23 protein-coding genes are annotated in these 24,085 nt (G+C 65.6%); 3 read left to right on the forward strand and 20 right to left on the reverse strand.

Annotation, left to right across the window (positions count from 1 at the left end):
* Positions 1-137: 137 nt before the first annotated feature.
* The 19 genes from QRO93_RS13015 to QRO93_RS13105 all read right to left on the reverse strand — a co-directional run bounded on the left by QRO93_RS13015 (position 138) and on the right by QRO93_RS13105 (position 17,679).
* Positions 138-1,022 (reverse strand): arginase family protein, encoded by an 885-nt coding sequence (locus QRO93_RS13015; RefSeq protein WP_180878217.1) that lies wholly within the window; start codon positions 1,020-1,022, stop codon positions 138-140.
* Positions 1,023-1,025: 3 nt separating this feature from the next.
* On the reverse strand, positions 1,026-2,090 hold the full coding sequence (locus QRO93_RS13020; protein WP_053449158.1) for a GNAT family N-acetyltransferase: 1,065 nt from the start codon (positions 2,088-2,090) through the stop codon (positions 1,026-1,028).
* 28 nt (positions 2,091-2,118) lie between these two features.
* The gene (locus QRO93_RS13025; protein WP_006425764.1) at positions 2,119-3,519 is read right to left on the reverse strand and encodes an aspartate aminotransferase family protein; all 1,401 of its coding nucleotides are present in this window, start codon (positions 3,517-3,519) and stop codon (positions 2,119-2,121) included.
* A gap of 65 nt (positions 3,520-3,584) precedes the next feature.
* Positions 3,585-4,301 (reverse strand): MtnX-like HAD-IB family phosphatase, encoded by a 717-nt coding sequence (locus QRO93_RS13030; RefSeq protein ID WP_053449159.1) that lies wholly within the window; start codon positions 4,299-4,301, stop codon positions 3,585-3,587.
* Between the two features lie 168 nt (positions 4,302-4,469).
* Entirely contained in the window at positions 4,470-5,678 is a 1,209-nt protein-coding gene (locus tag QRO93_RS13035; RefSeq protein ID WP_180878218.1) for a DegT/DnrJ/EryC1/StrS family aminotransferase, read from the reverse strand.
* A gap of 10 nt (positions 5,679-5,688) precedes the next feature.
* Complete coding sequence (locus QRO93_RS13040) at positions 5,689-6,087, reverse strand: multidrug efflux SMR transporter (protein ID WP_006425768.1); 399 nt, start codon at positions 6,085-6,087, stop codon at positions 5,689-5,691.
* Positions 6,084-6,443 carry an EamA family transporter gene (locus tag QRO93_RS13045; RefSeq protein WP_006425769.1) on the reverse strand — a complete coding sequence of 120 codons (360 nt, stop codon included), beginning with the start codon at positions 6,441-6,443 and terminating at the stop codon, positions 6,084-6,086. Before QRO93_RS13045 ends, QRO93_RS13040 begins: the two co-directional genes overlap by 4 nt.
* Position 6,444: 1 nt before the next feature.
* Positions 6,445-7,281: a carboxylesterase gene (locus QRO93_RS13050; protein ID WP_008266311.1), complete on the reverse strand. Its 837-nt coding sequence runs from the start codon at positions 7,279-7,281 to the stop codon at positions 6,445-6,447.
* A gap of 79 nt (positions 7,282-7,360) precedes the next feature.
* Positions 7,361-8,740, reverse strand: coding sequence for a sensor histidine kinase (locus QRO93_RS13055; RefSeq protein ID WP_180878219.1), 1,380 nt, complete (start codon positions 8,738-8,740; stop codon positions 7,361-7,363).
* Positions 8,737-9,420, reverse strand: coding sequence for a response regulator (locus QRO93_RS13060; protein ID WP_180878220.1), 684 nt, complete (start codon positions 9,418-9,420; stop codon positions 8,737-8,739). The genes QRO93_RS13055 and QRO93_RS13060 overlap by 4 nt, the downstream gene beginning before the upstream one ends.
* Before the next feature lie 289 nt (positions 9,421-9,709).
* Complete coding sequence (locus QRO93_RS13065; protein WP_285304249.1) at positions 9,710-10,324, reverse strand: DUF4326 domain-containing protein; 615 nt, start codon at positions 10,322-10,324, stop codon at positions 9,710-9,712.
* On the reverse strand, positions 10,285-10,728 hold the full coding sequence (locus QRO93_RS13070; protein ID WP_180878222.1) for a DUF488 family protein: 444 nt from the start codon (positions 10,726-10,728) through the stop codon (positions 10,285-10,287). Before QRO93_RS13070 ends, QRO93_RS13065 begins: the two co-directional genes overlap by 40 nt.
* A gap of 7 nt (positions 10,729-10,735) precedes the next feature.
* Positions 10,736-11,410 carry a dual OB domain-containing protein gene (locus tag QRO93_RS13075; protein ID WP_285304250.1) on the reverse strand — a complete coding sequence of 225 codons (675 nt, stop codon included), beginning with the start codon at positions 11,408-11,410 and terminating at the stop codon, positions 10,736-10,738.
* 106 nt (positions 11,411-11,516) lie between these two features.
* Entirely contained in the window at positions 11,517-12,650 is a 1,134-nt protein-coding gene (locus tag QRO93_RS13080; RefSeq protein ID WP_180878224.1) for a metallophosphoesterase, read from the reverse strand.
* 67 nt (positions 12,651-12,717) lie between these two features.
* Positions 12,718-14,925, reverse strand: coding sequence for a TonB-dependent siderophore receptor (locus QRO93_RS13085; RefSeq protein ID WP_053449163.1), 2,208 nt, complete (start codon positions 14,923-14,925; stop codon positions 12,718-12,720).
* Between the two features lie 17 nt (positions 14,926-14,942).
* Entirely contained in the window at positions 14,943-15,242 is a 300-nt protein-coding gene (locus QRO93_RS13090; RefSeq protein ID WP_180878225.1) for a DUF3325 domain-containing protein, read from the reverse strand.
* Positions 15,239-16,828 (reverse strand): PepSY domain-containing protein, encoded by a 1,590-nt coding sequence (locus QRO93_RS13095; protein ID WP_053449165.1) that lies wholly within the window; start codon positions 16,826-16,828, stop codon positions 15,239-15,241. Before QRO93_RS13095 ends, QRO93_RS13090 begins: the two co-directional genes overlap by 4 nt.
* A complete protein-coding gene (locus tag QRO93_RS13100; RefSeq protein ID WP_258010841.1) occupies positions 16,825-17,160 on the reverse strand; it encodes a DUF3649 domain-containing protein in 336 nt (111 codons plus the stop codon). The genes QRO93_RS13095 and QRO93_RS13100 overlap by 4 nt, the downstream gene beginning before the upstream one ends.
* 93 nt (positions 17,161-17,253) lie before the next feature.
* A complete protein-coding gene (locus tag QRO93_RS13105; protein WP_180878226.1) occupies positions 17,254-17,679 on the reverse strand; it encodes a helix-turn-helix domain-containing protein in 426 nt (141 codons plus the stop codon).
* A gap of 81 nt (positions 17,680-17,760) precedes the next feature.
* Here QRO93_RS13105 and QRO93_RS13110 point away from each other — a divergent pair, with 81 nt between their 5' ends.
* Positions 17,761-18,963 (forward strand): MFS transporter, encoded by a 1,203-nt coding sequence (locus QRO93_RS13110; protein ID WP_180878227.1) that lies wholly within the window; start codon positions 17,761-17,763, stop codon positions 18,961-18,963.
* Positions 18,964-18,965: 2 nt separating this feature from the next.
* Here the strand turns inward: QRO93_RS13110 and QRO93_RS13115 are convergent, their stop codons facing one another.
* Complete coding sequence (locus QRO93_RS13115) at positions 18,966-20,381, reverse strand: diguanylate cyclase (RefSeq protein ID WP_180878228.1); 1,416 nt, start codon at positions 20,379-20,381, stop codon at positions 18,966-18,968.
* Positions 20,382-20,668: 287 nt separating this feature from the next.
* Here QRO93_RS13115 and QRO93_RS13120 point away from each other — a divergent pair, with 287 nt between their 5' ends.
* On the forward strand, positions 20,669-22,918 hold the full coding sequence (locus QRO93_RS13120) for a TonB-dependent siderophore receptor (RefSeq protein WP_180878229.1): 2,250 nt from the start codon (positions 20,669-20,671) through the stop codon (positions 22,916-22,918).
* 179 nt (positions 22,919-23,097) lie between these two features.
* The gene (locus tag QRO93_RS13125; RefSeq protein ID WP_053511915.1) at positions 23,098-24,078 is read left to right on the forward strand and encodes a cation diffusion facilitator family transporter; all 981 of its coding nucleotides are present in this window, start codon (positions 23,098-23,100) and stop codon (positions 24,076-24,078) included.
* The last annotated feature ends 7 nt before the right edge of the window (positions 24,079-24,085 follow it).

Genomic DNA, 24,085 nt, shown 5'->3' on the forward strand with positions numbered 1-24,085 from the left:
CGATGAGGCTGCCGGCCAGCGGCCGGCACTACCGACTCTGCCTGGGTCTGGTAGTTGCCAACCTTGGTTGGCATGGCCGGCCAGCGGCCGGCACTACCGACGCCACGCCGGCCAGCAGCCGGCGCGACCGCAAGCGGTCAGCAGGCCGTCGGCACCGCGGCCATCGCGGCCAGCAGTTCGCGGTTCACCTGCTGGTGCCGTGCCTGCCACACCGGCAGATCGTCGGCGCTGATGTCGGGCTGGCCATCCAGCGACGACAGCCAGCGCTTGAACCGGCTGCGGTAATTGGCCAGCGACACTTCGCCGGTGATGTCACTGCCGACCAGTCCGCCGGCGCGCAGCGCCTCGATCACCACCAGCGCGTCTTCCAGCTGGAAACGGCCCTGATCCCAGTTGCTGCGGGCCACGTCCTCGGCGAACACATCCTTGTCGATGGACAGGTAGGTCGGTTGCGGCGACTTGGCCTGCTCGGCAGCGAACGCAGCCACCAGTGCCTCGGGATGTTCGAAACGGCGGAAGGCGCGGCCCATGCCCAGGCGATGGCCCCAGCCCACGTCCACGTCCATGCACCAGTACGTGAGGCGACCGCCCAGCAGAGGGCGCCAATGGTTCTCCCAGGCATGGCCAAGGCCGATGTCGCTGGAGGTGATGCCCAGCACATGGATGTGCGAAATCTGCGGCAGCTTGCTGGCGGCGTTCACCCACGAGCCGCAATGCATGCCGAACGGAAAGCGCATGTTGTCCGGATGGTTGTCCAGCACCACCAGCTGGAAGGGCTGTTGCGGGCGCATGCGCTGCAGCAGCGGCAGGCTGAGGTGATGGAAATCGCCACTGCCAAGCATGACCGTGCCGAGCTGGGCCGGCAGCGGGGCCAGCACTTCAGCAGCGAAGCGGTTCAGCGTGGCATTGCTGCAGGCAAAGCGCAGCGGATCGTGCCACTGCGGCAGGGCCAGGGTCTGCGCTTGGGGCAGCGGCAGCACGCCACCATCCAGGTCCAGGATCAGCGGGGAACGCAACGGCATCGTTCAACCGCCTCCATCAGGTTCGCCCTGCAGATGCGGCGCCAGCCTGCGCAGGGCGGCGCGCAGCAGCGGTGAGCGCGCGTGGATCGCATGCCGGGTGGAAGTGAAGCTCGCACCCAGTTCGGCCTTGATCCGCGAGTCGGTCCAGCCGGCCACGTAATGGCTCAGGCCGTGCTGCAGCGCGTATTCGAGGTTGTGCATCCAGCTGACCGCGTACAGGTTGTGCTCGCGCGACTGCGGGTAGGCCAGGCCGATGTACTTGTCCACCAGCTTGCCGGCGTGCACGTAGCACAGGTTCCAGCCGATCAGCTGGCCCTGGTGGCGGTACAGGAACATCCGCCCCTGGCCCTGGCTGTCGGCCAGCAGGTGCTGGAAGTAGGGCAGGTCGAGCTGGTCGAAATGCACCGCGCTCTGCGCATATACGCCCAGGTAAAGGGCATACAGTTCGGCCTGCAGCTGCGGGTCCGCCAGCGCCGGATCACCGCTGGCGATGCAGTCGATCTGCAGGTCATCACGCGAGCGCAGCTTGCGCCGGATGTTCTTGCGACGCGAAGACGACAGGCGGCCGAGATAGCCGTCGAGCGAATCGAAATCGATCGCCACCCAGGCCAGCGGCATGCCTTCCAGTTCAACGAAGCCACGTGCCAGCAGCGCCTGCAGGAAGGCCCCGCTGTGTGCATTGGCGGCGTCGTCCAGCAGCGGTGAATCGATCGCCAGGTCCTTGACCACCAGCAGCCGGGTATCGCCGATCGCGTGACGCGTCACGTCCTCGGCCAGCGCCTCCGGCGCGAGGTGCGCCGGCAGCGGGGTGTACTCGGTGCTGGTGGCACCGACGAAGCGGGTCTGCCAGGTGATCCAGGGCCGCCACAGGCGCGACAGCGGCAGGCCAAGCAGCTTGCCGCGCAGTGCGTCGTCCATCGTGGTGGTCAGGTCCAGCGGCGCACGGAAGGTCGGCAGGCCGCTGGGCAGGCGGCTTGCCTCGAATCCGAGCGGCGGGTGGGCCAGGAAGCCCTCCAGCAGCGCGGCCGGTTCCAGCGCAGTGCTGGACGCACGTGACGTCATCTCCATCGGCACGGGAACCGGCAGCGCATCGACCTCAGCCCTTGGCCTTGGTCAGCGCCTGGTCGAGCAGGGTGATCGCCAGGTCGATCTCTTCGTAGCTGATGTCCAGCGACGGCGCGAAGGTGATCACGTTCTTGTACCAGCCACCCACGTCGAGCACGAGGCCCATGCGCTTGCCGTCGTGCAGCAGGTCACCGGCCAGGCCGATGTCGACCATGCGGTCCAGCAGTTCCTTGTTCGGCGTGTAGCCGTCGGTCTGGCAGATTTCCGCACGCAGGGCCAGGCCCAGGCCGTCGACGTCGCCGATTTCCGGGTGGCGCTTCTGCAGGCCACGCAGGCCGTCGAGGAAGTACGCGCCCTTTTCCGGCACGGTGCGCTCGTAGTCCATTTCCTTGCCCAGCTTCAACACTTCCAGGCCCAGGCGGGTGCCCAGCGGGTTGGAGTTGAAGGTGGAGTGGGTGGAGCCCGGCGGGAACACGGTCGGGTTGATCAGCTCTTCGCGCGCCCACAGGCCCGACAGCGGGTTCAGGCCGTTGGTCAGCGCCTTGCCGAACACCAGCACGTCCGGGGTCACGCCGAAGTGCTCGATCGACCACAGCTTGCCGGTGCGCCAGAAGCCCATCTGGATTTCATCGACGACCATCAGGATGCCGTACTTGTCCAGCACGCGCTTGAGGCCGGTGAAGAAGTTGCGCGGCGGGATGACGTAGCCGCCGGTGCCCTGGATCGGCTCGACGTAGAACGCGGCGTACTCGGCCTGGCCGACCTTGGGATCCCACACGCCGTTGTATTCGCTTTCGAACAGACGCTCGAACTGCCACACGCAGTGGTCGGAATACTCGTCCGGGGTCATGCCCTTCGGGCGGCGGAAGGGGTACGGGAACGGGATGAACATCGCGCGCTCGCCGAAATGACCGTAGCGGCGGCGGTAGCGGTAGCTGGAAGTGATCGACGAGGCACCCAGGGTGCGCCCGTGGTAGCCGCCTTCGAAGGCGAACATCAGGCTCTTGCCGCCGCGTGCGTTGCGCACGATCTTCAGCGAGTCTTCGATGGCCTGTGCGCCGCCGACATTGAAGTGCACGCGGCCGTCGAGGCCGAACTTCTCGTGCATGTCCACGGCAATGGTCTTGGCCAGCTGTACGCGGGTCGGGTGCAGGTACTGGCTGGCGACCTGCGGCAGGGTGTCGATCTGGTCCTTCAGCGCATCGTTCAGGCGCTTGTTGCTGTAGCCGAAGTTGCAGGCCGAGTACCACATCTGCAGGTCGAGGTAGGGCACGCCCGCACCGTCGAACATGTAGCTGCCTTCGCCGCGCTGGAAGATCTTCGGCGGGTCGACGTAGTGGACGGTGTCGCCGAAGGAGCTGTAGCGGGCTTCGTCGGCCAGCAGTTGCGCGTCGGAGGCAGCGGCGTCGGCGTTCTTGTCAAAAATGTTCATGCAGTTCGGTTCCGTGAAGGACGTTCGAAAGGGGGCAACGGGGGAGCGGGACTGAAAGGGAGTGCTCAGGCGGTGGCCAGCAGCAGGGGCAGTGCGGTGGGCTGCGGGCTGGCGTCGATGCGACGTGGCTGCAGCAGGCTGCCATCGAGCAGACGCGGCAACAGCGCGATGGCATCGTGGAAGGTATCGATCGCGGCATGTTCGATGCCGGCATGGGTGCAATGGGTGATCAGGCGGCGCTTGGCAAACACGAAGTCGGCATCCTCCGACACGCAGAAGTCCGAACTGCCGTCGCCGATCATCAGCACGCGCGGTGCTTCGTTGGCACGTGCCTGCGCAGCGCAGGTGCACTTGCAGGTGCCGCTGCGGCACCCTTCGGACTGGTAGGGCGATTCCAGTTCCCAGTGGTCTTCGCACCAGCGCAGGTGGTTGGCCACCACCGGCAGCCGCGACAGGCCGTGGTTGGCGAGGATGCGGTGGATCGCATAGTCCAGGCCATCGCTGACGATGCGCAGCGGCAGGCCCAGCTGCTCGGCGCGGGCGACGAAGGCAGTGAAGCCCGGATCGATCTGCACCTGGTCCAGGTGCGCATCAAGCGTGGCCGGGTCCAGCTTCAGCAGCCGCACCTGGCCCTGCATGCATTCACGCGAGCCGATCTTTCCCGACTTCCACTGTTCTTCCAGTTCCTGCCAGCCCGGCTGGCCGTACTTCTCCAGCAGCGAGTCGATGACATCTTCGAGGCTGATGGTGCCGTCGAAGTCACACAGGATGCTCCAGTGCATGGGCAGGTCCGTCGATGGGAAAGGCGTCCGGCACGGTGCCGGGGCAGGCTCAATGTAGGCAGGCCGCCTTTCTCGTTCCTTTCCTGTTGAAAGCCTTCATTTCCAGGCGTGGGAAGCGTTCAGGAAATGATCTTGCTGAATGCGCGAAGTGCCCGCAAACAGCTGCTTTCAGGGTTGGGCGTCAGCCAGCGCCCGCAGGATGTCCGCAGTCTCTTCACGGGTCTGCCAGGCGCTGTTGCCGAGAGTCAGCATGCGTGCGGCGAAGTCGCGTGCGTTGGGCACGTCGGTGGCCGGCACGATGCCGCGCAGGTAGACGTAGTCGGGCAGCGCATGGATGAACATGCGGCTGGCGCCGAGGCCGCGCGGCCACAGGTTTTTCAGTGCCGCATCGCGGGCACGTTGGCTGGGCAGCAGCAGCATCAGCATCGGCCAGGTGCCACCGGTACCGGCCAGCCCATCGACCACCTCCACCGCCGGCAGCTGGGCCAGCTGCACGCGCAGCTGCAACGCACGCAGGCGCCCGGCCTGCAGGAAGGCAGGCAATCGCCGCGCGGCATGGGCACCGATGTTCTGCCGCCACTGGCTGACCCGGTGCTGCGGAATCTGCAGCGGGAAAATGTCACCGACCGCTTCTTCCAGGTCGCCACGCTGCAGCGCGCCGCGCAGTGGATTGCCGTATACCAGCGACAGCAGCGAAGGTCGGTAGCAGGCCGCCAGGCCGAGCAGCTGCACGCTGCGCAGCAGCTCCCAGCGCAGGCTGAAACGTACCTGTTCGGCAGCATGTCCGGCCAGCGCGGCACGCAGCTCGTCGTCGCGGCTGACCAGCAGGCCGCCTTCGTGCAGGCTCAATCCCTTGCCGGCGGCCAGGCTGAAGAAACCGATATCGCCGCGCAGGCCGACACTGCTGTTGCCGATCCGTGCACCCAGTGCCTGCGCGGCATCCTCGATGACCCAGGCACCCGCGCCGCGTGCAATCTCGCAGGCCAGCTCGACATCGGCGATGCGGCCACCGAGGTGGGTTGGCAGGATCGCCAGCGTGCGCGCATCGGCCAGCCGCTTGAGCTGGCCGGGATCGAAGTCGAAGTGGCCGTGGCGGGTATCGCACAGCTGCACGCGCAGGCCCAGGCTGTGCACCGCGATCGGCACCAGCGGGCAGGTGTAGGCCGGCAGGATCACGGTGTCACGATTGGGCGCGCGCTTGCGCAGGGTGCGCAGCGCGATCAGCAGCGCGTGGGTACCGGAGCAGGTCAGCTGCAGCGGCGGTGTGCCGAGCTGTCGGGCCAGGATGTCGCGCAGGTCGCCACCACCGGGAAGGAAGTCGCTGGCCTGCATCGGCAGGCCTGCGGTCGGTGGCAGTTCGCGCGCGAACAGGCTCATCGCAACGCGCTCACGCGGTGCTTTCGGCGGGGCTGTGCGGGTCGTCTGCTTCGGCACGGCCCAGGCAGACGATGCCGGCCACGATCAGTACCGCGCCGACCAGGTGATGCAGGGTCAGTGGCTCGTTCAACAGCCAGGCCGACAGCAGCAGCACGCTGATCACTTCCAGGTGCGAAGCGGCGAATGCTGGGCCGATCGGCGCATGGCGCAGCAGGCTCATCCAGGTGAAGAAGGCACCGATGTAGCCGAGGATGGCGCCGTAGACCCACGGCTGCGACAGCACGCGCAGCAGCCACGCGCTGTTGGCTTCGACCGGCAGCGCGGCATCGCCGGCATACTTGAAGCACAGCTGGGCCAATGTGTCGAAGGCCATCAGCAGCGGGAAACCGATCACATACAGGCGCCTCATGAGCCGGCCCCCACCACGGCTACGCCGGCGGTAACCAGCAGCATGCCGGTGACCCGCAACGGCGTGAGCTTCTCGCGGAACAGGAAGCGGCCGGCGATCATCAGCGCCACGATGTTGATCGAGCCCAGCAGCACGCCTTTGGACAGCGGTACCAGCGACAGGAAGGCGATCCAGGCGACGAACTCAAGCACATAGCAGGCGATGCCGATCCACAGCCAGGGGCGGCTGAGCATGTGTTTCCAGCGTTGCAGGCCTTCGCCGTCCTGCGGGTCGCTGGCCGCAGCCTTGAAGGCGAGCTGGCCACCGGTATCGAGCACGACGTTGGCCAGCCACAGCAGGGTGGCGAGTGCCCCCATCTCAGGCCACCGCCTTGAGCACGCCGCTGCGTTCACCGATTTCGGTGAAGAAACGCGCGCTGCGACGGATGACGTCGCGGCGTTCGCGGTCGATGGTGATCATGTGGTAACTGTCTTCCAGTACCACCAGTTCCTTCGGGCCGCTGACCCGCGACATCACCAGTTCGGCATTGCCCATGCTGGCCACATCATCCTCACGGGCGTGCATCACCAGGCACGGGGCAGTCACCTGGTGCAGGTGGCGGCGGGTCCAGTGGCTCAGTGCACGCATTTCGGCCAGGGCATGCCAGGGGTTGCCAGGCAGGCCGGCGGCGGCGCTGTCGCCGGACAGCATGGCGGCGCTGACCTGCGCGCGCAGGCGCTCGTCACGCAGGCCGTACGGCGGCTCCTCCATGAACATGCGGTCGCGGCCGATGTTGAAGCGCTTGAACCACGGCAGCAGGAACGACAGGCGGGCCACGGCCGGGATGTTCCAGCCGTCGTAACGGAAGGTGGCGCCATACACGCCGACGCCGGACACCCACTCCGGACGGCGCGCGGCCAGTGCCAGCGACAGCACCGCGCCCATCGACAGGCCACCGACGAACAGCTGGTCGACCTTGCCGCGCAGCTCGGCCGCCGCATCTTCCACGCCCTGGTACCACTGCTCCCAGGTGGTCGCCAGCAGGTCATCCACGGTGCCGCAATGGCCGGGCAGCTGCACGCCATGCACGGTGAACCCGGCGTTGTTCAGGCCCTTGCCCAGCATGCGCATTTCCGCCGGGGTGCCGGTCAGGCCATGCACCAGCAGCACGCCCTGCGGGCCACCGGGGAGGAAGAAGTCGTGCGATTCGGTCACCTGGCGGCTCCGGGACGGCAGTGGGGATGGCAGGATCGCAAGCGCGATTTTCACCAGCCTTTCAACGCCCCGGGCCGGGTCAGGGGGCCTTCAGCAGCGGCAGCGTGATGGCCACCTTCAGCCCGCCACCGGGCCGGTTGAGGAAGGCCAGGCGCCCGCCGAAGTGCTCCACCGCCTCATGGGCGATGGCCAACCCCAGCCCGGTGCCGCTGGCGGCGGTGCCGGGGGCACGGAAGAAGCGTTCGCCGAGCCGGGGCATCACGTCCTCGGGCACGCCGGGGCCGTTGTCTTCCACGTACAGTTCGACGTCATTGTCATCCAGCGCGTGCACGCCAACCGTGACGGTGGCATCACGGCCGGCATAGCGCAGGGCGTTGTCGATCAGGTTGTCCAGCGCCTCCTGCAGCATGGCGCCGTTGCCGAGCACGCGCAGCGGCTGGCTGCTGCCGCGGTAGCCGAGGTCGATGCCATCGCGGATCGCCTCCGGCACGCGTATGCCAACCCATTGCGGGACCAGTTCGCACAGGTCCAGCGCTTCCACCGTGTCCGGCACGGTCTGTGCCCGGCTCAGCGCCAGCAGCTGGGTGCTGACCCGGGCGGTGCGCTGGTTGAGCCGGCGGATGTGCTGCAGGGCTTCGCGCACGGTGTCCGGGTCGCCATGCGCCAGCGCCTGGTCAACGTGCAGGGCCATGCCGGCCAGCGGCGAACGCAGCTGGTGGGCGGCATCGGCGATGAAGCGGTTCTGCAGGGTGATCATCTCGGCCTGGCGCGCGAACAGATCGTCGATGGTGCTGATCAGCGGCTGGATCTCTTCCGGCACGTCGGCATCGGAGATCGGCGCCAGTTCGCCGCGGCGCTGTGCCAGGCGGGTCCTCAGCGGGGTCAGGATGCGCAGGCCGTAGGTCACGCCGAACCAGACCAACGCGGCGGTGCCCAGCGCCAGCATGGTCATCAGCGGGATGATGATCATCAGGATCTCGCGCGCGCGCTGGCGGCGGTCGGCCATGCTTTCGGCCACGGTCACCGCCAGCTGGTCCTGCGGATCGTTCATCGCCTGCGTGCAGACGGTGGCCATGCGCACCTGCTGGCCGTTGAGGTTGCCGTCATACAGCGCCGGATGCACGCCCGCACAGTCCTGCGACGGCGCGTAAGGGCTGAAGTCGGCGTTGCCGCTGAGGGTGCCCTTGCGGCTGCTGTCGACGTTGAAATAGCGATGGCCGTCGGGATCGTATTCGATCAGGAAGCGCGCCTGCGGTGACAGGTCACTGGTCACCGGCATGGTGCTCAGCATCTGCGCGAACGAATGCGTATCGTCGATCAGGTTGCGGTCGTGGATGCGGTTGGAATAGTCCAGCGCAACGTAATAGGCCAGGATCGTATTGAAGATGAGCAGGCCCAGCATCGGCAACGCCAGGAAGGCGAGCAGGCGGCGGCGCAGGCTGGGCGGTCCACTGATCACGGGGTGCTGTCGTCCTGCCCGTCTTCCAGCATGTAGCCCAACCCGCGCACGGTGCGGATGCCCATGCCGCCGGGCTGCAGCTTGCGGCGCAGGCGGTGCAGGGCGATGTCCAGGCCGTTGTCGGTCAGGTCCTGGCCCCAGTCGCACAGTGCTTCCACCAGCTGCGCGCGCGAGACGATGCGCTCGGCGCGTACCGCCAGAGCCGACAGCAGGCCGAACTCCCGTGCGGTCAGTTCCAGCGACTGGTCATCGATCCACACCCGGTGACCGGCCAGGTCCAGGCGCAGGCGGCCGATGCGCAGGTCCGGATTGCCATTGCTGGTGACCCGGCGCAGCTGTGCACGCACGCGCGCTTCGAATTCGTCCAGCGCGAACGGTTTGACCAGATAGTCATCGGCACCGAGGTCGAGCACGCGCACGCGTTCGGCCAGGCCATCGCGCGCGGTCACCACCAGTACCGCCAGGCCATCACCGCGCTGGCGCAGGCGCTGCAGCACATCGCGGCCGTCCAGCTGCGGCAGGCCCAGGTCCAGCACCAGCAGCGCGTACTGGGTGGAGCCCAGCGCAGCATCGGCGTGCGCGCCATTGTCGACGTGGTCGACCACATGCCCCTGCCGGCGCAACGAGGCGCACAGGCCGGAGGCAATGTCCGGGTCGTCTTCAGCAATCAATACGCGCATACGCGGGGGCTCCTCGGGCGGGGACGGTCCCGCCGGCCCGGTGCAGACCGGTCGGCGTCTCGGCTGCGGAGGATAGCGGCAAACCGGGTGAAGAGGGGGCGGCTACTTCTCGTACTGTGAGAATCTGAAGAGGCCGAAATTCACGTTCCATTCTTTCGGCGTTATCGAGCGCCTGATTTGAATGAAATGACACTGAGTTCTATGGATGTTGTTGGGATTTTGCTGTCAGCTGGATCTTCTGTGCCCGCAGTCCTCGTGTTCTTTAAGTAAGTTTAGTTTCTTATTTTGATCATAGTCCGTCGTCAAGCGAGTTTACGTAATCGGCAATGATGTCTCCATGGCAGGCGGATGGCTTGCAGTGACATCCAAGAATTTTTCCTCTGATTGACTCTATGTTGGCGTCGTGGTTTTCAAAGAATCTGAGGAGCTTTCGATCAAAATCATATTTATACTTTCTTAGTACTTCTTCGCGATCTCCTTCTCTTCCGATTGGATACGGATTTCCCCAGACTGTTCCTCGTCCTATATACACGTCAAAAATTTCACCTCTGTCCTTGTTTGCAACTGTCGTTAGTTTTATGGGGATTCTCTTCTGCGGGATGTTTCTTTTTGTCAGTGTGGCTATTGGTGATGAGTCTGATTTCTGGTCTAGGAATAGTATTGCGTGTGTGCAGTCATTTGCTGCGTCTTCTGTTTGATGGAATGTGGATCCGTTCGAAAGGCAGTAGCTGGCAAGGAGTTCTTCTGGATCGGAAATTGCCGAAAATGATGGCTGGATAATTTTTGAAGTATAATTTCTGATCTTTCTGTTGAATTTCTCTTGCGATTTGAATCCTTTTGGGTAGTTTACAAATATGTTGTTTTTTATTTCAGGTGAATTATTTCTACTTTCTCGTCGTTCCATTTTCTTTTCAAGTATTCGGCCACTAGACGGCGGTGGCAGTGGTGTGGTTTGTCTTCGCTGCAGAGGAGGCAGCTGTGCTCAATTACGCTCTTCTCCAGGGTGTGCTCGATGTTTCTTTTTTCCATTAGGTTGATGAATTCGGACTCATACGATTCCCATGACATTTTTTTGTCTTGATATGCTTTGAGTGCTTCCTTCTGTGGTGCAAGGTCGGTGATGTGGATGTACTCTATCCCACATATTTTCTTTAAGAAGAATTTTAGGTCGTCTCGCTTGGCGAATCCGGAAAGTTGGGAGACGTTGTTAAGTCGGACGTCAATCAGTGTTTTTGTGTTTGACTCTTCCAGGAGTGTGAAGAATCGCTGCGCAGACTTTTTTGTGAATCCGATGGTTGATATCTTCATTTTATAATTAAAGTGCTGCCGCTACGAGTTTGTAGGCGTGGCCCTTGTAAGGCTCGCCAAGGCTAATGGTGAGGTGGGTGACTGATGCGTCCTTGTACCTCCCGTTCTCCATGGATAGGTACCTCTCTATGATTGATGGGTCGGTAACCTTTAGGGCGTATTTAGTTCCGTTAAAATTAAAGTGAGCCCTAATCGATCTCTTGTGGTCGCCAAAGCTGGCTCCCTCAGCAAGTACTGTGAATTCAAGATCCTGTGGCTGTATCAAGTAGAGGGTTTCTCTCTGGTGTGTAAGGATGTTGATATCGACACGGTCGTTGAGTCCCGAATAGGATGAGTCGCCGTTCTCCCATAGTGTGCTTGGCCTGTCTTCAAGAGTTTTCAGAATTGACTTATCGAAAGTCGACTCCTTGATCCAGTAGTGGCGATTATCAATAACAACGTTTTCTTTCTGAAACTGATGATTGTCTTTCTTTAGTACGGCTATGTTGATTACGTCGAAGACTTGCGCCGTTTTCCCAGATTCGTAAACCCGGTCCTGTTCTGTTATCTCTTTCCCTTCGGTCGTGCCGACGGGTCTAATCCATACCCAATCGCCGCTATTTAGCCTTATCTTTCCAGCTATGCATCTTCCGCTATGCTTCTTTGAGTTGGCTAGACAGTAAAAGTCGTCAATTCGTTGCATTAGATCAATCCTTGATATGAACGGCGTAGGCCGAACATAGCCTGCCACGAATTTGGAAGCGGTTGTAGTGCTCCTGCACGGTCCGATGCTTACTGTTGCGGATGGATCATTTGCTTGTGTCTTTTGCCCAGTCTTCTGCCAACGGCACCCGCGAGCCGTCCAGCAGGCCACGGCTGAGCGCGCCGTTCTCGATGAACAGCAGCTCGCCGTTCTCGCCGTTCTTGATGCTGCTGTCGATCGCGATCACGCGGTCGCCATGGAAGCTGCTGACGTGCGGCATCGAGGTATGGCCAACCACGATGCGCTTCAGTTGCAGGCGGTCCAGTACCGCCTGCACGCCCGCCGTGTCGAGACGCCCGTCGAAATAGCCGCGGTACCAGATCGGGCTGGTCTTGCCGTCATACAGCGGCGCGGTGGCGGGATCGGCCTTCACTTCGGCCTTGGGCAGGCCCAGCGAGGCCTGGTAGGCCGCATTGGTGCGCGCCGGGTCCAGCGCCAGTGCCACCGCCTCGGGCGAGATGCCGCCGTGCAGGAACAGGGTGTCACCGATCTTCAGCAGCACCGGGCGGGTGCGCAGCCATTGGCCGATCACCGAATCAGCGCCGTACAGCTGCGGGTAGCTGCGGCCAAGCAGCTGCGCGCTGCGCAGGTACTTCGGGTTGACGTAGCGCAGGTCGTCGTACAGCACCATGGTTTCGTGGTTGCCGAGCACGAAGTGCACCGCGCCACCGGCAGCGGCGGCCTGCTGCTGAAGGCCATACAGCAGCCAGAACGCTTCGGTCACCTGCGGGCCGCGGTCGAACACATCACCGGCGATGACCAGGGTGTCCTTGCCCATGGCCCAGCGGTCCTGGGCATCGATCACCTTGTTGGCGCGCAGCAGGCGCACCAGCAGCCCGTACTGGCCATGGATGTCGGACAGCGCCACGATGCGCGGCACCGCCGGCAGCACGGAGACCGAGGGCGCAGTGGGTGCGGCCACGTGCACGGTGTGCGCGTACCCGCAGCGCGGCGCGACATCGGTGCCTGCTGCGCCAATGGCCAGCGAGTGCGACTCGACCTTGTCGGCGCAGATCCACTTGGCCTGCAGCTGGTTGCCCTGGCGGAACACATAGGGGCCATCGGCCTCAACATGGGCGGCCGGTGCGGCGACCTCGCGGGCCTGCAACAGGGGCGTGCCCAGCAGCAGGGCCAGTGTCAGCAGCAGGCGGGCAGGGCAGGACAGGGCACGGTGCAGCATCGGGTGTTTCCTTGGCGGGCAATGAAAAGGCGGGCCCGAAGGCCCGCCCCTGATGCTACGCCGTTGCTCAGAACTTCGCGCGCAGGTTGAACAGCACGCGGCGCGGTTCACCCCAATAGCCAGAGTTGAAGAAGCCGACGTTGCGGTAGTAGGCCTTGTCGAACAGGTTGGTGACCGTCACGCCCACGCTCAGGTTGTCGTTGATGCGGTAGCGGCCCATAAGGTCGAACAGCACGTAGCCGCCCTGGCTCATCTTGCCGGTGGCCGTGACCGGCGTGCCGCTGGCGGTGAAGCGACCGGTGGGAATGGGCTGCATCTGGTAGATCTCGCTCTGTACGCTGACACCTCCGCCCAGCGTCCACTGGCCATGGGTCCAGGTGGTGTTGAAGCGGGCCAGGTGCATCGGGCTGGTGCTGGCGAAGCGGCTGCCATCGGGGTTGCTGCTGTAGCTGTAGGTGTAGCCGCCGGTCATGCTCCAGTGGTCGTTGATCGAACCGGAGACTTCGAACTCACCGCCCTGGGTGGTGATGCCGCGGCTGGCGATGTACGGCGAACTGCCATCGGGCAGCTTGATCTCACCACCGTTCGGGTCCAGTTCGGCCACGTTGTCCTGCTTCATGTAGAAGCCGTTCAACGCCGCGTACAGGCGGCCGCCGAAGAAGTCGGCCTTCAGGCCGTACTCGTAGTTGCCACCGGTGGTGGGGTCCAGCAGCTGGTTGTTGATGTCGCGGCGCGCGGTGGCCTGGAACACGTCCGAATAGCTGGCAAAGGCGGTGATGCTGCTGCTCAGGTCGTACAGCACGCCCACGTACGGGGTCAGCTCATGCGCGGTGGTGCGCGCGCTGCGGCTGGTGAACACGCCGTCGGTGTTGTAGTTGTCGGTGGTGGTGCGGTAATCGGAATAGCGCGCGCCGGCGATGATCTTCAGCGGGTCGATCGGATTCAGGCGCACGGCGGCGTAGTAGCCGGTTTCGGTGGTGTTCACCGTGCTGGACGGAATACCGTAGTTGTAGGTGGTCGGCTTGCCGATGTTGCCGTCCCAGCTGAAGATGCTGGGAAAGGCGGCCACGCTGTACGGGCGCGAGGTGATGCCGGCGCGGATGGTGTCCAGGTCACGGTCGTAGTGGTTGATGCCCACCACCAGCTCGTGCGAACGGCCGAACAGCTGGAACGGACCGGACGCGTACAGGTCGAAGGCATCTTCGCGGGTTTCCGAGACCGAGTAGGTATCGGCAATGCGCAGGCCCAGGCCGGTGACCGGGTCGGCCCAGTTGCCGGTGTTGGAACCGGCCAGCAGCAGCGAATCGGTGTCGGTGGCGCGGTGGTTGTAGGCCAGGCGGCCACTCCAGCCGGCGCCGAACTGCTGTTCCAGCGTGGCGAAGTAGTTGGTGCTTTCGCGGTTCCATTCGTTCCAGCGCGCTGCGGCGCTGTACGAACGCGGCATGTGCGCGCGGCTGCCATCGCGGAAGTACAGCGGCGAGGCGCTCCAGGCGCCGCCATCGGAACCGGTCTTCAGGTAGTCGATGCCCGCACGCAGGCGGGTGCTGTCGGTCAGGTCGGCTTCGATCACCCCGTACAGGCTGGGCGATTTGTCATGCTGGAAGCGCACCCAGCTTTCCTTGTCGGTGTAGGCGCCGACGAAGCGCCCGCGCACGCGGCCACTCTTGCTGAGCGGGCCGGATACATCCACTTCGGCGCGCTTGTAATCCCACGAACCGGCGCTGAGGCTGGTGCTGGCCTGGAACGTTTCGGTCGGGCGCTTGCGCACCATGTTCACCGTGGCCGACGGGTTGCCCGAACCGGTCACCAGGCCGCTGGCGCCGCGCACCACTTCAATGCGCTCGTAGATGGATGTGTCGCTGAGGATCGAGTTGCCGCCGGCGCCAGTGGTGTAGTTGGTGGGAATGCCATCGAACATGAAGTTGTTGATGGCAAACCCACGCGCGTTGAACAGCGTGCGGTTGCTGTCATACGACTGGATGGTGACGCCCGGCGTCTGCTGCAGCACTTCGGAAATCGTGATGAGGTTGAAATCCTCGATGCGCTGGCGGGTGAACACGGTCAGCGACTGCGGGGTTTCACGCAGGGTCAGCGGCAGCTTGGTGGCGGTGTTGGTGCCATAGACCTGGTAGCCCTCGGTGCGCTGGGTCACCATCACCCGGTCCAGTTCGGTGGTGGCCGGCGCAGTGTCCTGGGCCAACGCCGGCGAGGCGGCGCAGGCCAGCGACAAGGCGAGGGCGTTCCGGCGCAGGGCGCCAGAGTGCGTGTACTTCATGGATTGACCTTTCTAGTTCAGGAACGGGAAGACGGGCGTGGCGCCGGCTTGGCCGGGCTTCGGAAACTGAGCCAGAGCACCATGGCCCCAGCACCTGCGGCGAGCACGCCGCACCAACCAACAAAACCCTGTGCAGCGCCCCAGGCTGTGATGCTGGCCAACAGGCTGGCGAGCAGCCCGAGCGCGCCCAGCACCTGCAGGAGGCGACGGCGCGGCGTTGGTGGCGCATGGCCGGCCACATCGCGGTGGTGGCGTTCCATTGCCATGGCCAGGCAGGCGAAGGCGGCGGCCGCCAACAGCAGTGCAAGCACGCTCATGCGCCCGCCTCGGCCGGCGTGGTGGCGCGTGCGGTGCGGGGCTTGCGCTGCGCCGGCACGAAACGGTGCACCTTGCGCGCGGCCCACAACAGGCTCGCGCCGATCAGCAGCAGGCCGATGTCGATGCCGGCTTTGGCGCCATCACCGTTGGCCAGCGCACTGACCGCGCCGCCCTGCCAGACCACCAGGTTGTACAGCGGCAGGCCCAGCGCCAACGCGCCGGCCAATGCCAGTTGTTCTACCCAGCCGCGTCGGGCCGGGCGCAGCATCGCGTGCACCACGCAGGCGGCCCAGGCGTAGAAGAACACCTTCACCTCGGCATCGCTGCGGTTGGCCACGTCCAGCGGCAGCAGGCGGTTGCCCCACAGGAAGGCCAGCATCGCCACCGGCAGGCCGGTGACGAAGCCGATGTTCAGGCGTTCGACGATGCGGAAGCCCAGGTGCGGCCGCGCCGGATCCGGCAGCTGGGTGCGCCGCTTCACCGTCCACAGCACCAGCCCGGTGGCCACCATCAGCGTGCCGGCCACGCCGGAAAGGAAGAACAGCCAGCGCATCGTGGTGGGTGCGAAGCGCGCGGCATGCAGGCCGATCATGCCGTCGCGGGTGATGACGGCGGCCGAACGCGGCGGCGCCGCATCCAGCAGGTTGCCGCGCGCATCGAAGGCCAGCGTGTCGGCAGCGCCAGCGATCTGGTCGCCCTGCTGGCGGCGCACGCTGATGCGCATCGCCGCATCGGCAGGCTGCTCGACCTGCAGCGAGGCCGCATGGCCGCCGCCCCATTGCACTTCGGCACGGCGCAGCACCTCGGCCAGCGCCGGCGGCGTCGCGGCCACCCCACTGGCCTCGGCCTTCTCCGCACGCGGGAACAGTTCGGCGAAGAACGCATCGCGGCCACCGGGGTAGTTCGCATCCACCGCCCACGGCATGTACAGGGTCATCAGGGTGATCAGACCGGTGTAGGTGATCATCAGATGGAACGGCAGTGACAGCACCGCAAGCGCGTTGTGGCCGTCCAGCCAGGTACGTTGGCCTTTGCCGCGGCGGAAGGTGAAGAAGTCGGTGAAGATCTTCTTGTGGGTGATGACACCGCTGATGATCGCCACCAGCATCAGCATGGAACAGGCACTGATGAACCAGCGCGCCCACAGCACCGGCACGTAGTGCAGATCGAAATGCAGGCGGTAGAAGAAATTGCCGCCGCGTGTTTCGCGTACCTGCACCGGGGTGCCGTCGGCATCCAGAGTGGCCTGGTTGGGATTGCGCTGGCCGCGCCGGCGTTCCTTTTCGCCCTTCGGCTGCCAACTGACGGTGGTGGCGCTGCTGCGCGAATCGGGGAGTTCGATGCTCCAGCGCTGCGCGTCGGCTGCGGTGCGGGCCAGGAACTGCTGGGCTTGGTTCACTGCGGTGGTGGCATCGGCGGGCAGGCCGATTTCCGGCTGCATCCAGCGGGTCAGTTCTTCCTTCCAGTACGACGCGGTACCGGCAATGAAGATCAGGAACAGCACCCAGCCGACCACCAGGCCCGACCAGGTGTGCAGCACCGATTGTGATTGCCGGATGCCGCCCAGGTTGTCGGCGCTGCTCATGCGATGTTCCCGCGCAGCAGCCAAGCGATCAGTGCAGCGAGTGCGCCCGCGGCCAGCAGACCCAGTGCGGCGCGCAGGGTGCTGCGCGCGGCATAGGCCCAGATGGCGGCCAGGGCGTAGACCACGAACGCGGCCATGGTCGCCACCAGGGTGGCATCGGCCCTGGTGCCGGGCAGCAGGCGCGCCAGCGCGGCAGCCCAGCAGGCGGCCACGGCGTAACCGCCCAGCAGCGCCAGCAACCCGCGGGCCCAGAGCAGGCCATGACCGCTAACGCGCGCCACACGCTTGGCCGGCGCAGCGCCGGCAGCAGAAGGAGAGGTAGGTGCGGCCATCGCCGAAGTCAATGAGAACCGTGTGCAATTGCGATTGAATGCTATTTGACACCGGTGGCCCTGTCGAGTCCCCCATCCGGGGGATGCGGCCATCTACAGCTTGCGCACCACGGTGGCGTGCGCGGGCAGCGGCTGTCTGTTGTTGTCCAGCGGTTGCATGTAGGGAACGGCTGAACCGTTGTCACGCTGGATCAGGGAAGAGTGGGCTTCGCCAGCGAAGCGATGGCGTTCACTCCATTGGCGCAGCGCTACCAGCAGCGGGAACAGCTCCAGGCCGGCGGCGGTGAGCACATATTCCTGGTAGGCCGAACCATCGGAGGCCGGCTGCAGCTGCAGAATGCCGGCCTCGACCAGCCTGCGCAGGCGATCGCTGAGGATGTTGCGCGCCGCGCCGAGGCTGCGCTGGAAGTCGCCGAAGCGACTGACGCCGTCGAAGGCATCGCGGATCACCAGCAGGGCCCAACGATCACCGAGCAGGTCGGCGCCGCGGGCGACGGGGCAGGGGCTGTCAGCGTGCATGGCGGGCGCCTCCAAATGTGGTTGCAGTTTAAAACCAATGCCGCTAGCCTGCATCCAGTTTCAATTTGCAACCACATCCCAATGGCCGCATCCCTTCCCCGACCGCTGCTGGTCCTGCTGGCCGTTGCCGCAGGCGCCAGCGTCGCCAACGTCTATTACGCCCAGCCTCTGCTGGACCAGCTGGCACAGGTGTTCGCGCTGGATCGCGCGGTGGCGGGCACGGTACTGGCCGCTACCCAGGCTGGCAGCGCGCTGGCGCTGCTCGGACTGCTTCCACTGGCTGACCGCGGTGACCGGCGCCGGCTGCTGCGGTTGCAGCTGATGGCACTGGTGGTGGCGTTGGTGTGGCTGGCGGCGGCACGCAGCGCAGTGTGGCTGCTGTCGGGCATGCTGCTGGCCGGGCTGCTGGGCACGGCGCTGACCCAGGGGTTGATCGCCTATACCGCCACGCTGTCGCCGCCCGAGCAGCGCGGTCGCAGCGTAGGTGTGGTGCAGGGGGGAGTGTTCATCGGCCTGCTGCTGGCGCGCGTGGTATCGGGCGTGGTGGCGGCCAGCGCTGGCTGGCGGGCGGTCTATCTGCTTTCAGCGCTGCTGATGGCAGCCCTGGCAGGGGTGCTGTGGCGGCGGCTGCCGGCGGTCCCGGTGCCGGCGATGCCGCCGCGCTGGTCGGCGCTGCTGTGCTCGATGCTGGGCATGCTGCGGCGGGATCGAACGCTGCGCGAGCGTGGTCCGCTGGCGCTGCTGCTGTTTGCCGGCCTCAATGTGTTCTGGGCAGCGGCACCGCTGCCACTGTCGGCACCGCCGTTGAACTGGTCGACCGCCGCCATCGGTGCCCTTGGCCTGGCGGGTGTGCTCGGCGCGCTGATGGCGGCGCGGGTGGGGCACTGGATGGACCGTGGCTTCGCCCATCGGGTCAGCCTCGGTGCGCTGGTGTTGATGCTGCTTGCCTGGTGGCCGCTGCTGGGGCTTCAACAGTCGGTGTCCTTGCTGCTGCTGGGCGTGGTTGTGCTCGACCTCGGTGGGCAGGCACTGCACGTGTCGAACCAGGCCTTGCTGCTGCGCGCGCCGGCTGAACAGCATGGGCGCCTGGTGGCGCTGTACATGCTGTTCTACGCGGTGGGCAGCGGCATCGGTGCGGCGGCCGGGCCCTGGGTACAGGCCCGGCATGGCTGGGCCGCGGTGTGCCAGCTGGGGGCGGGCATCGCAGTGCTGGCGCTGCTGTGGTGGGGATGTGGGGCATACCGCGGCATGCCCCTGCGGAGCGACACGCCCGTCCGGCGTTGACGCTACCGCTGCAATGCGCGCCGCCCCGGCGCCTCCTGCAGCGCCTCGCTGGCCACCACCACGCGGTTGCGGCCGCTGCGCTTGGCCTCGTACATCGCGGCGTCGGCGCGCGCCATCAGCCGCTCGTAATCCGGGTGGCCGTCATGGCCGGCCACGCCGATGCTGGCGGTCAGTGCCAGTACCTGTCCATTGGCCAGGGCCACCGGCGACTGTGCGATCTGCCGGCGCAGGCTTTCGGCAATCACTTCGGCCTGCGATTCGCTGGCCGCGACCAGCACCACCACGAATTCTTCGCCGCCATAGCGGAACAGATAATCGCTGCCGCGGGTGAGCTGGCCGAGCAGGCCCGCCACGTGCTGCAACGCGCGGTCGCCGGCATCATGGCCGTGGCCGTCGTTGATGGCCTTGAAGTGATCCAGATCCAGCAGCAGCAGCGAGAACGGCGTGTGGTTGCGCGTGGCCAGCTCGATCTCCCTGCGCAGTACCGTCGGCAGGAAGCGGCGGTTGAGCAGGTTGGTCAGGGCGTCGCTGCCGGCATCCAGTTCGCCGATGCGCTCGAACAGCAGTGTCATCAGCGTGCGGATGGCTGCCAGGTCTTCGCGGATCAATGGCAGCCCGGCCAGCCGCTGGGCAGTGGCGTCGGTGGCGGCCCGTTGCAGGCGATCATCGATACGCGCCATCAACTGCCCGACCTGCTGGGTCTCGCTGCTTTCACCGAAGCTGGGGATGCCCTTGTGGGTGAACCACAGGCCGAACTCGGAGCTGGCCAGGCTGGCACTGTCGCTGCCCTGCACATGGCCGGCCAGGGCGTACAGCAGGGCGTTCTCCCAATCCAGCAGCAGGGCGCGCTGGCGCTCGCGCTCGGTGCTGACGTTCTGCACCAGCGAGAACAACCGGTAGGCCGCATCGGCACGAGTGGAGCGTTCGCGCGCATGGGTGTAAGCCAGGGTCATGCCTTCCATGGCGATGTCCATGATCGCGCTGAGGCAGTCGATGGCGGCGAAGGCGGTGGCACTGTCGGGTGCAGTGTCGCGCAGGCGCACGAACAGCTCGTGCTTGAGCACGCGCGCACCACGGGTCACCAGGTCGACGGGAATGCCGACCCGCGCGTGCACATCACCGATCACCCGTTGCGAGGCGACGGTGGTGGCGATGCCGGCGGCGTCGGTGGTCAGCAACTGCACCAGCCAGCGCTGCATGGCCGGTTGCAGGCGCTGCTTGACCTGCTCATGGGACAGGAAACGGCGTGCCCGTGCATCCTGCAGCAGCACTTCGTAGAAGCGCTGGGCCAGCGCGGGCGGGGCATCGGTGGCAGCGGCGCGCAACAGCGCGGTGGCGGCCGGGCCGGCCTGTTGCAGGCAATGCTGCCACGCCTCGGCCAACGGCTGGCTGGCATCGTCCAATTGGGGTGATTCCACGTCGATCTCTGGCTGCGTACGGCAAACCACCGGTATCGGCCGTGGTGGCGTGCGGTTGATGGCGGGTGAGCCGGCCAGTTTAAGCGCGATGCAGGCTTGCCCGGTGCGCAAAGCACATCGCGCCTGCTGCTGCAATGAGTGAACGCATTTGAGAATCAATCGCATTAATGGGAGAATGCGCGCACGGAACGGGCCGCAGGCGACTGCAGCGACGCTCCGCCTCCCCCCTCGTCGTTGCCTCAAGCCCTTTGCCAGAGGCCCCGTTGCCCTGCCAGAAGGTCCAGATCATGTCCCCAGCCGTTGTCCTTTCGCCGCGCCCGCTGGCGCTCGCCGTTGCCGCCCTGCTGGCGGGCAGCGCCCTGACCGCCCAGGCCGAAACCGACGCAACCGATATCGACACGGTGCACGTCACCGCCTCGCAGATCGCGCGGCAGGCGTTGGGCACCTCGACCATCACCGCCGAGGACATCGCCAAGCGCCCGCCGGCCAACGACATCGCCGAACTGCTGCGCACCATGCCGGGCGTCAACCTGACCGGCAACAGTGCTTCCGGCCAGTACGGCAACAACCGCCAGATCGACCTGCGCGGCATGGGCCCGGAAAACACCCTGATCCTGGTTGACGGCAAGCGCATCGGCGCACGCGATGCGGTGCGCATGGGCCGCAGCGGCGAGCGCAACACGCGCGGCGACACCAATTGGGTCCCCGCGGAGATGATCGAGCGCATCGAAGTGCTGCGCGGACCGGCGGCAGCCCGCTACGGTTCCGGCGCTTCCGGCGGCGTGGTCAACATCATCACCAAGCGCCCGACCGGCGACCTGACCGGCGCGGTTGACCTGTATGGCCTGGTGCCCGAGCACAGCGCCGAAGGCGGCAGCGAGCGCGTCGGCCTGCAGCTGAGCGGCCCGATGACCGACACCCTGTCGTTCCGCCTGTACGGCAACCTCAACAAGACCGACGCCGATTCGCTGGACCTCAACCGCCAGTACGCGACCAACCCGAATGCCGTACCGCCGGCTGGCCGCGAAGGCGTCAAGAACCGTGACATCAACGCGCTGCTGCGCTGGGACCTCACCGCCGACCAGGTGGTCGAGTTCGAAGCCGGCACCAGCCGCCAGGGCAACATCTATGCCGGCGACCGCGCCGTCAGCACCACCGGCACCTCGACCGGTGTCGATCTGGCCGCGCTGGCCGACGGCAAGGCGGAAACCAACCGCATGTACCGCAACACCGGTGCGATCACCCATCGTGGCCGCTGGGGCGACGTGACCTCGCGGCTCACGGCCGCGGTCGAGGCCGTCAACAACTCGCGCATCAATGAAGGCCTGGCCGGTGGCCCGGAAGGCAGCTTCAACGGCACCGACTGGTCGACCTCGCGCCTGCGCAACTACCAGCTGGATGGCGAAGTGAGCTTCCCGACCACGCTGGGCGGCGCCGAGAACATCTGGACGCTGGGCTTTGAATACCTGGACAGCCGCCTGACCGATCCGTACTCGATGAGCCAGTCCAGCAGCAGCGGTGGCGGTCTCCCCGGCCTGTCGGCCGACCGTGCACGCGGCAAGGCCGATGCCCAGACCACTGCGGTGTTCGTGGAAGACAACATCTACCTGGGCGAGCGCTGGATCGTCACCCCGGGCCTGCGCTTCGACCACCACAGCCAGTTCGGCAACAACACCAGCCCCAGCCTCAACGCGCAGTTCCGCATCAACAGCGACTGGGTGGTGAAGGGCGGCATCGCGCGCGCCTTCAAGGCACCGAACCTGTACCAGTCGAATCCGGACTACCTGTACTACACCCGCGGCAATGGTTGCCCGAATGCGTTGCCGAGCCTGGGTGCCGGCTGCTACATGCGCGGCAACGCGGACCTGAAGGCGGAAACCAGCGTGAACAAGGAACTGGGTGTGGAGTGGGCGCCGCAGAGTGGCTGGCAGGCGTCGCTGACCTACTTCCACAACGACTACAAGGACAAGATCCAGGCCGGCTACGACCAGATCGGCCTGACCGCCGATGGCAGGGGCCGCATCTTCCGCTGGGAGAACGCGCCGAAGGCGATCGTGCAGGGGCTGGAAGGAAACCTGGTGATCCCGCTGCTGGGCGAGCAGGGCAACCGCCTGAAGTGGAGCAACAACTTCACCTACATGGTGGAGAACGAGAACAAGACCACGCGCCAGCCGCTGTCGGTGATCCCCAAGTACACGATCAACACCATGCTGGACTGGCAGGCCACCGACAAGCTGTCGCTGCTGCTGACCGGTACCTTCTATGGCAAGCAGAAGCCGGCCACCACCAACATCAACAATGATCCGCGCTGCACCGGCACCTGCGATCCGTCGCTCGCGCTGCAGGATCGCGGGGCGTACAACATCTGGGGCGTGAGCGCGCGCTACAGGGTGACCGAGACGGTCAGCTTCGGCTTCGGTGTGAACAACCTGGCCGACAAGCGCCTGTTCCGCGAGGCCAACAGCAGCGATGCCGGTGCGGCGACCTACAACGAGCCGGGTCGCGCGTACTGGGCCAGCCTGCGCTTCGGCTTCTGATCGGACGCGGACTTCACTCCGCTGTGATCGCCGGGGCGGGCCTGGCGCCACCGGACGGGCTCCGGTAGCGCCGGGCCCGGCCCGGTGAGGGACCGCGTGGCCTGCAATGTTATAAACACCGTGATAGTTTCCCCACGCACGCACGCGTAGCCTGCGTCCATCGCAAAGGAGCTGTTGCCATGGGCCACGACCACGATCACCTGCCATCCCAGATCCGCCACGAGAAGCCCCTGTGGTGGGCGCTCGGCCTGACCTCCACCTTCCTCGTCGTCGAAGTGGTGGGCGCGTTCTGGACCAACAGCCTGGCGCTGCTGTCCGATGCCGCGCACATGGCCACCGACGCACTGGCGCTGATGATCGCGCTGGTGGCGGTGCGACTGAGCCGGCGCCCGCCGGATGCACGGCGCACCTACGGCTATGCACGCCTGGAAGCGCTGGGCGCGATGATCAACGGCGCGATGCTGTTCGTGGTCGCCGCCTACATTCTGTGGGAGGCGGTGGGACGTTTCCGCGAGCCGCAGGAGATCGCTTCCTCCGGCATGCTGGTGATCGCCGCCGCGGGCCTCATCATCAACCTGATCTCAATGCGCCTGCTGCAGGCCGGCAGCGGCGAGAGCCTCAACGTGAAGGGCGCCTACCTGGAAGTGTGGGCGGACATGCTGGGCTCGGTGGCGGTGATCGCCGGCGCGTTGTTGATCAAGTGGACCGGCTGGAAGCCGATCGACCCGATCCTGGCCGTGCTGATCGGCCTGTGGGTACTGCCGCGCACCTACGTGCTGATGCGCGAGGCGATCAACGTGCTGCTGGAAGGCGTGCCCAAGGGCATGGACGTGGCCAAGGTGCGCGACAGCCTGTCCGGCCACGCGGCCGTGCTGGACGTGCATGACCTGCACGTGTGGGCGCTGGCTTCCAGCACGCCGGCACTGACCGCGCACATCGTGATGCGCGACGGCACCGATGCCGATGTGCTGCGCCGTGAACTGGGTGGCCGCCTGCACGATGACTTCGGCATCGAGCATGTGACGCTGCAGATCGAGGCGGACCACTGCGGCGAAGCCTGTGGCGAACCTGCGCCGGCCAAGGGCGGCGAGCACGAGGGCCACGAGGGCCACGACCACGGCGAGGATGCACAGGGCCATCGCGGCCACGTGCATCGTTGATCGAAAT

This window comes from Stenotrophomonas maltophilia group sp. Smal17 (assembly GCF_030237045.1).
Lineage (GTDB): Bacteria > Pseudomonadota > Gammaproteobacteria > Xanthomonadales > Xanthomonadaceae > Stenotrophomonas > Stenotrophomonas forensis.

Coding starts and splice junctions, on each gene's coding strand:
- QRO93_RS13015 (WP_180878217.1), bottom strand. CDS start 1,022: ATGCCGTTGCGTTCCCCGCTGATCCTGGACCTGGATGGTGGCGTGCTG.
- QRO93_RS13020 (WP_053449158.1), bottom strand. CDS start 2,090: ATGGAGATGACGTCACGTGCGTCCAGCACTGCGCTGGAACCGGCCGCG.
- QRO93_RS13025 (WP_006425764.1), bottom strand. CDS start 3,519: ATGAACATTTTTGACAAGAACGCCGACGCCGCTGCCTCCGACGCGCAA.
- QRO93_RS13030 (WP_053449159.1), bottom strand. CDS start 4,301: ATGCACTGGAGCATCCTGTGTGACTTCGACGGCACCATCAGCCTCGAA.
- QRO93_RS13035 (WP_180878218.1), bottom strand. CDS start 5,678: ATGAGCCTGTTCGCGCGCGAACTGCCACCGACCGCAGGCCTGCCGATG.
- QRO93_RS13040 (WP_006425768.1), bottom strand. CDS start 6,087: ATGAGGCGCCTGTATGTGATCGGTTTCCCGCTGCTGATGGCCTTCGAC.
- QRO93_RS13045 (WP_006425769.1), bottom strand. CDS start 6,443: ATGGGGGCACTCGCCACCCTGCTGTGGCTGGCCAACGTCGTGCTCGAT.
- QRO93_RS13060 (WP_180878220.1), bottom strand. CDS start 9,420: ATGCGCGTATTGATTGCTGAAGACGACCCGGACATTGCCTCCGGCCTG.
- QRO93_RS13065 (WP_285304249.1), bottom strand. CDS start 10,324: ATGGAACGACGAGAAAGTAGAAATAATTCACCTGAAATAAAAAACAAC.
- QRO93_RS13070 (WP_180878222.1), bottom strand. CDS start 10,728: ATGAAGATATCAACCATCGGATTCACAAAAAAGTCTGCGCAGCGATTC.
- QRO93_RS13075 (WP_285304250.1), bottom strand. CDS start 11,410: ATGCAACGAATTGACGACTTTTACTGTCTAGCCAACTCAAAGAAGCAT.
- QRO93_RS13080 (WP_180878224.1), bottom strand. CDS start 12,650: ATGCTGCACCGTGCCCTGTCCTGCCCTGCCCGCCTGCTGCTGACACTG.
- QRO93_RS13085 (WP_053449163.1), bottom strand. CDS start 14,925: ATGAAGTACACGCACTCTGGCGCCCTGCGCCGGAACGCCCTCGCCTTG.
- QRO93_RS13090 (WP_180878225.1), bottom strand. CDS start 15,242: ATGAGCGTGCTTGCACTGCTGTTGGCGGCCGCCGCCTTCGCCTGCCTG.
- QRO93_RS13095 (WP_053449165.1), bottom strand. CDS start 16,828: ATGAGCAGCGCCGACAACCTGGGCGGCATCCGGCAATCACAATCGGTG.
- QRO93_RS13100 (WP_258010841.1), bottom strand. CDS start 17,160: ATGGCCGCACCTACCTCTCCTTCTGCTGCCGGCGCTGCGCCGGCCAAG.
- QRO93_RS13105 (WP_180878226.1), bottom strand. CDS start 17,679: ATGCACGCTGACAGCCCCTGCCCCGTCGCCCGCGGCGCCGACCTGCTC.
- QRO93_RS13110 (WP_180878227.1), top strand. CDS start 17,761: ATGGCCGCATCCCTTCCCCGACCGCTGCTGGTCCTGCTGGCCGTTGCC.
- QRO93_RS13120 (WP_180878229.1), top strand. CDS start 20,669: ATGTCCCCAGCCGTTGTCCTTTCGCCGCGCCCGCTGGCGCTCGCCGTT.
- QRO93_RS13125 (WP_053511915.1), top strand. CDS start 23,098: ATGGGCCACGACCACGATCACCTGCCATCCCAGATCCGCCACGAGAAG.